This is a genomic window from Mycobacterium sp., from assembly GCF_039583805.1.
Classification (GTDB): Bacteria; Actinomycetota; Actinomycetes; order Mycobacteriales; family Mycobacteriaceae; genus Mycobacterium.
The window spans coordinates 1-6414 of the sequence record NZ_JAVKSH010000151.1; the positions used below are offsets into that span (position 1 = coordinate 1).

The following is a 6414-nucleotide window of genomic DNA, read 5'->3' on the forward strand; positions in this document are numbered from 1 at the left end:
GGCCCTTGGCTTCGTAGACCCGCATCGCCTTGCGGCTGACGCCCGCCGCGCGCGCGGCCTGCCCGATGGTCAGTGACTGAACGGTCATCGCGGTGTCCTCCGGTCTCCCAGTATTGACCTTGCCCCTGGGACCGGGTTCTACGGTGATGTTGTCAGATGGAGAAGCGAGAAGGAGTTGAGGAAGATGCCATTTAAGGCCGGGGAGGTGTACCGCTGTCCCGATGCGGGCTGCGGGTGTGAGTTGACGGTGACGAGGGCGGCACCGCCGACGTGCACCGGACAAAACACACCGACGTGCTGCTGCGGGGAAACCATGGTCGAGGTCTCCTGATCCCGACCGGGCAGGACGACGACCGGTGATTCGCGCGTCACTGACCGCCGTCACCGTTCGCACCGCCGCCACGGCGTGGGTCCACCCGTTCATCGGGATGCGGGTTGTAAGCGCGCGATCGGGGCCAGCGGCGTGGTGTCGATCGCACTGGCCGCCATCGGTGACGTGGTCCCCTTCGCCCGACCCGCAACGAGCCGCTGCTGCCCGAAATCGCCAGCGCTACAACGGTATTGGCGTAGATGCTCATCTCTGACCTCAAGCGCCTGGATCAATCACCCCTTAGGTGTTCATCACGAATGGGCCGCACTGAAATACCGGCTCCCGAATTGGTTGTCCGCCGAGGATCGGCACGTTCAGGGCGGCTCGGTGCGAACCTGGGGTCGGTTCGGCAGCGACAGTGATCCAGTCGCCGGGACCGAAGACCGCCTCCTTGACCAGGTTGTTTTTGTTGAGGTCGATGCGGACCTGATCCGTCGCGCCGGAATCTGAACGAGGCCCAAGCGCTGCGTGGCTACGACGCGGTTCACCTCACCGCCGAGCGACTGCGTGACGACGGCATGGTGCTCGTCGCGGGTAATGAGCACGTCTCGTCGTCGCCGCGACGATGCGAAGGGCGACTGTGGCCGTTGGGTGCTCCACGCTCCTGCCGACCCACTGCCGCGTTTGTGTGCCCGGCTTCTCGCTGGGTCGCTCGGTGGCCGTTTCGCCGCCTGCGTAAGTCGGCGCCGAGCGTTATCCCGCGACCAGCCCGTCACCGACATCACCTGATCCAGGACACGCCCCTTGTCCTTCTTCGACGCCTTCCCATACGCCCTGGCGTACTTCGTGGTGATCTCGGCCCGAGACGTCATCGACAACCCACTTTCCATGCCCGACGACGGTCACCGTTTCGCGGGCACTTTTACGTGATGCACCGAGGGCGTTTAGCGGGCACTTTTCGTGATGCCGGGGAATTGCCACCCGTATCTTCGCTCGATTAGTGTCTGAAACCATGCCGGATGCGGGAGGGAGCGGCGCTGACAACGCCGGAGGACGGGTCGGCGCATTCGTCCGGGATGCCAGCTACCTGCGTAAGTGGCTCTTTCTGGGCATCACGGTCGGCGTCATCGCGGGCCTCGGGGCGGTCGTCTTCTATCTGACGCTGACCTACACCACCGACTTCTTACTGGGCGATCTGGCCGGCTACCAAATCCCCACGCCGTTCGGTGAGGGCAACAACCCCGGGTCGGCCGGTTACCTCCGGCCATGGGCGATTCCGTTGGTGACGACAGCGGGCGCGTTGGTGTCGGCGTTTATCGTGGCCAGGTTCGCGCCGGAGGCCAAAGGTCATGGCACCGACGATGCCATCGAGGCCGTCCACACCGATCCGCGTTCCATCCGTGCCCGCGTGGCGCTGGTGAAGATCGTGGTCAGCGCGTTGACCATCGGCTCGGGCGGCTCGGGTGGTCGCGAGGGGCCCACGGCCCAGATCTCGGCCGGTTTCGGCTCGCTGCTGGCCCGCCGGCTGAACCTGGCCGATGCCGACGCCCGGGTCCTTGTTTCGCTGGGCATCGGCGCTGGCATCGGGGCGATTTTCGGCGCGCCGCTGGGCGGGGCGGTGCTGGCCGCGTCGATCGTGTACCGCGAAGATTTCGATTACGGCACGTTGTACCCGGGTTTCGTCACCTCGGCCACGGCATATGCGGTGCTCGGCTCGTTTATGGGCTTCGACCCGATGTTCGGCTACATCGACGCCGAGTACCGCTTCGAGCACGCCTGGCCCCTGCTGTGGTTCGTCATCCTCGGCATCGTGGCCGCAGGAGTCGGCTGGCTGTACGCCCGCATCTTCTACGGCATCGCGGCGCTGACCGGTCGGCTGCGTCTGCCGGCCGGCCCGGTGCTCAAACCCGCACTGGGCGGATTGCTGGTCGGGTTGTTGGCGTTGCTGGTCCCAGAGGTCCTCAGTAGCGGCTACGGCTGGATACAACTGGCCGCCGACACCACAACACTCTCGACGATTCCGTTCTGGATTGTCGTCCTACTCCCGATCGCCAAGATCATCGCCACGTCGCTGTCGATCGGCACCGGCGGATCCGGCGGCATATTCGGACCCGGGATGGTGATCGGGGCCTTCGTGGGAGCAGCGATCTGGCGGCTCGGCGAGTTGTTGCACCTGCCCGGGGTACCGGACAGCCCGGGAATATTCGTCGTGGTGGGGATGATGGCGTGCTTCGGCAGTGTCGCCCACGCACCGCTGGCAGTCATGATCATGGTCGCGGAGATGACCGGATCGTTTTCGGTGGTGCCCGGAGCCATCATCGCAGTGGGGATCGCGGCGTTGCTGATGTCGCGCACCAGGGTGTCGATCTACCGGGCACAGCGCCTCAACCGCGAGGCCGCCGAAGCCGAACGTCAGCACGCGGCTCAACACTGATCCCATGTGACGCGGGTTGACATCCCCATCGCGCTCCTAACGATCCGATGTCTTGCCCGGGAACAGTCGCGGCCCACGGCGCGGTTAGTATGCCAATCAGCTGGCATGCGGTTCGGTAAGCGGACCACACGATAGCGGCGCGGTCTCGCATCGGTTCCAGCAGCTCGAGCCTGACAGCGTCGACGACCGGGCGCCCCAGCAGCGTCCAGGCTCCATACTCCCGGCAGTGACATCAGCGTCCATCGCCCGTGCCGCCGGACGAAATGTCAGCTGTTCCAGCAATGGCACACGGCGCGCGCGGCTGACCACCGTCCGGATCCGCACGCGAAATCGACGATCCAGCCCGTCGTGTCGGCCAGCGAGTCAGCCGTCCACACATACGGGCACCCGTCGAGTCGGCGCAGCACCCGCTCGGTGATCCCGGCGTTGCGGGAGTGGACGCTCGCCCGATAGCCGCCCCGGCCGACAGTGGTCGCGTCGGTCAGGTTAGGACAGATCGGCCAGGGCGTCCTCGATCGCCCGATGAAATGTGGGGTAGGCGTAGATCATCCGTCGCAGCCGCGCCGTGGGCACCTGCGCGTCCACCGCGAGAGTCAGCACCGCCAGCACCTCGCCGCCGGCCGGGCTCACCACGGTGGCGCCGACCAGCACGCCCCGGTCGGCGTCTTCGACAAGCTTGACCACACCGTCGTTGCCGACCTTGTGGATCCAGCCCCGCGCCGACGACGGGATCGCCGCCACCCCGGTGCGCACCGCGATCCCGCGGTCTCGGGCCGCTCGCTCGGTCAACCCGACCGCCCCGACTTCCGGGTCGGTGAACGTGACCCGCGGCACCGCACGGTACTCGGCCGGTTGGGGGTTCTCGCCGAGAATGTCGGCCGCGGCGATGCCGGCCTGATACATCGACACGTGGGTGAACCCGCCCTTGCCGGTGACATCGCCGATCGCCCACACCCGCTCGGCGGCGCGCATCCGCGCGTCGACGTCGATCCCTTGGGCGGTTTCGTCCAGCCCGACGGCGCCGATCCCCAGCGCGGCCAGATCGGCGCGTCGACCGGTGGCCACCAGCAGCCGCTCGGAGGTGATGGCGCTGCCGTCATCGAGGCTCACCACTGTGGCATCCGGGCTCACCTTGGTGGCGGATGCGCCGGTGCGGGCCTGGATGCCCTCGGCGTCGAACACCTTAGCCAGCACGTCGCCCACTTCGGGCTCCTCGGCGGGCAGCAGCCGCGGCTGGGGTTCGACGACTGTGACCGCGCTGCCGAACCGGGCGAAAACCTGGGCGAACTCGCACCCTATCGGCCCGGCGCCGAGGATCGTCAGCGACGCGGGCACGTCCTCGACGGCGACTGCGTCACGGTTGGTCCACAAGGGCGCATCGGCCAGCCCCTCGATCGGCGGGATCGCCGGCTCGGTACCGGGATTGAGCAGGATCGCCCGCGTAGCATGAAAAACCTGCTCGCCGTGCTCGGTCGTCACACTCACCTGCCCGGGCGCGGTGATCCTCGCGCGGCCGCGCACGAAGCGGCCACCGGCGCTCTCGAATCGCCGGACCGCGACCGTGTCATCCCAATTGTCGGTGGCCTCGCTTCGAATGCGGGCGGCCACCGGAGCCCAGGACGGCTGGGCGTCGGCCGATCCGGCCAGGGCGCAGACGCGACGCGTCTCGGCGAGCGCGTCGGCCGCCCGGACCATCATCTTCGTTGGTACGCAGCCAAAGTACGGGCATTCGCCACCCACCAGGCGTGCATCCACGCCGATCACCTTCAGGCCGGCCTGAGCCAGGCGTGCACCGGCGGCCTCCCCGCCCGGGCCCAGGCCGATCACCACCACATCGACGGTCTCGTGTTCGGGCATGACGTTCCCCCTCCGTTTCGGCAACAACCTTCGCGGCGGTGGCGCCGCGGTCCAGCACAGTGTCAGTAGGCGGAGAGTCGACGCGACGGCCGACCCTGAACCCGGATACCCGAAAACCATGGACTTCGAACTCGTGGTGACGGCTGTGACGTCTTCGGCCTGCGCGACAACCAAACCCGACTCGATCGGGGTGATGCTGGTCGGAAAATCCATGGCCGTCAAGGGAGGTGCGGCGTAATGTTCGCAGTCATGAGCAGCGCGCACAAATGGAGGGCGATCGCCGCACTGGCGAGCGTGGCGGCGAGCTCACAGTTGACTCCGGCGACGGCACTGGCCGACCCGCACAACCCGCACAACATCACCTACATCGCCAAGGTCGACTCGCCAATCTCCAGCGGCCGGGCAATCTTCATGGCCAACGAGAGGTATACGGGCACTGCCCCGTTGAGCGCGACCGGCCGCGAATTCAGGTTCGACACCGTGCTGACCGATCCCAGTAAGGCCGGCATGCAGGTGGCGATCCCGTGGCCCTATTCGGGGAACGTCCACTGCGAGATCGACGTGGACGGCGACGTCGCCACGCTGGTCGACCAATTCGTCGCATCCACCCCGGGCGACGGCGACCCTTCAAGCTACGGTGTGCTGCCCTGCGGCGCCTCGCCGCTACCGGTACCTGAATGGTGGGCCAAAATCTGTGACGCCTGGTGGTGTGTCGATACGTCTTTCCCCTCAACCGCCCGCGACGACGCGCGCGCCGTCGTCACCCAGCCTTCCGACCCAGCGGCCAACCCGTCGTATCCGGGATACGGGCCACCGCTCCCCCCAAGGGATAACGGGTAGCAAGGTTTTTCAGCGAACCCGCCGATCACCGAGATCGCAGCCGGCATCGGTTACCGCCGGAACAGCGGTACGGCAGCCGGCTGCGGGTCCGTTGGGGCGCCGTCGATGGAGGTGTACCCAGGTGTCGGCCCTGTCATGAGGCCGACACTGCGGGCCAGGCTCGCTGGATCAGCAAGGCCTGACACTGTCACCGCCCCGACAAACGGGCTACCGTACCAACGCACCCACACCCTAAAGTGTGGAGGTGTCCACCCAGTTGTTCAGTGGCGCAACCGTTCCGGTACGCCGCCTTCGGGCGATGAACGGCCGGCTGGTGGAGGTGCCGGCGAAGCGGGGACGGACCCACCTGCAGTTCCGGCGGTTCGCCGGCTGTCCCATCTGCCACCTGCGTCTGTGCAGTTTTGCCCGCCGGCATCAGGAGGTTGCTGACGCTGGAATCGTCGAGGTGGTGCTGTTCCACTCCCCAGACGACGAGCTGCGCGGCTATCAGTCCTCGCTCCCGTTCGCGGTGGTGGCCGATCCCGACTGGGTGCTGTACTGCGAGTTCGGGGTGGGGACGGGCCTGCGCGCCGCCGCGGATCCGCGGGCTTGGTGGGGCGCCATCCGCGGCGGGACGTCGGCGCTGGTCCGTCGCAACGATCCCGATTGTGCCGGTGTCGGACGTCGCTACGGCACCACACATTGGGGATTGCCTGCCGACTTTCTTATCGACCCCGACGGAACCGTGGTCGCTGCCCACTACGGGCGCCATGCCGACGACCAGTGGTCGGTGGGTCAACTGCTGGATGTCCACCGCCTGCTTCGCGGAACGGAGACGGCGTGACCAGCGCCCCATACCGTCCGCCGCCCGGCGAAACCCGCACCCGTGCACGGATTCGGGTTGAGACCAGGCACCTCTCCGGCGGTGGGCGGGTCCGTGCTGAAGGTCAATCGAATGACCCACTGGCAGTGGTTAATCCAGGTTCAGTGGTTA

At 67.1% G+C, this 6414-nt stretch carries 5 protein-coding genes and 2 pseudogenes; 4 read left to right on the plus strand and 3 right to left on the minus strand.

Annotated elements, in window-relative coordinates; genetic code table 11:
• Positions 1–606: 606 nt before the first annotated feature.
• Positions 607–757, minus strand: a pseudogene (locus tag ABDW21_RS15865) (pirin-like C-terminal cupin domain-containing protein); the annotation flags it as partial.
• Between the two features lie 357 nt (positions 758–1114).
• Here ABDW21_RS15865 and ABDW21_RS15870 point away from each other — a divergent pair.
• On the plus strand, positions 1115–1240 hold the full coding sequence (locus tag ABDW21_RS15870; protein WP_343602947.1) for a hypothetical protein: 126 nt from the start codon (positions 1115–1117) through the stop codon (positions 1238–1240).
• 82 nt (positions 1241–1322) lie between these two features.
• Positions 1323–2744 (plus strand): chloride channel protein, encoded by a 1422-nt coding sequence (locus ABDW21_RS15875; protein WP_343710725.1) that lies wholly within the window; start codon positions 1323–1325, stop codon positions 2742–2744.
• Positions 2745–2828: 84 nt separating this feature from the next.
• Here the strand turns inward: ABDW21_RS15875 and ABDW21_RS15880 are convergent.
• A pseudogene (locus ABDW21_RS15880) lies at positions 2829–2952 on the minus strand (DNA-3-methyladenine glycosylase 2 family protein); the annotation flags it as partial.
• A gap of 278 nt (positions 2953–3230) precedes the next feature.
• Positions 3231–4601, minus strand: coding sequence for an NAD(P)/FAD-dependent oxidoreductase (locus ABDW21_RS15885; protein WP_343710724.1), 1371 nt, complete (start codon positions 4599–4601; stop codon positions 3231–3233).
• 249 nt (positions 4602–4850) lie between these two features.
• On the opposite strand from ABDW21_RS15885, the gene ABDW21_RS15890 reads away from it, so the two are divergent.
• Both ABDW21_RS15890 and ABDW21_RS15895 read left to right on the plus strand, forming a co-directional pair.
• Positions 4851–5441, plus strand: a complete 591-nt coding sequence (locus ABDW21_RS15890) for a hypothetical protein (RefSeq protein WP_343602951.1) — start codon at positions 4851–4853, stop codon at positions 5439–5441.
• Positions 5442–5697: 256 nt separating this feature from the next.
• Positions 5698–6264: a peroxiredoxin-like family protein gene (locus ABDW21_RS15895; protein ID WP_343710726.1), complete on the plus strand. Its 567-nt coding sequence runs from the start codon at positions 5698–5700 to the stop codon at positions 6262–6264.
• Positions 6265–6414 lie beyond the last annotated feature (150 nt).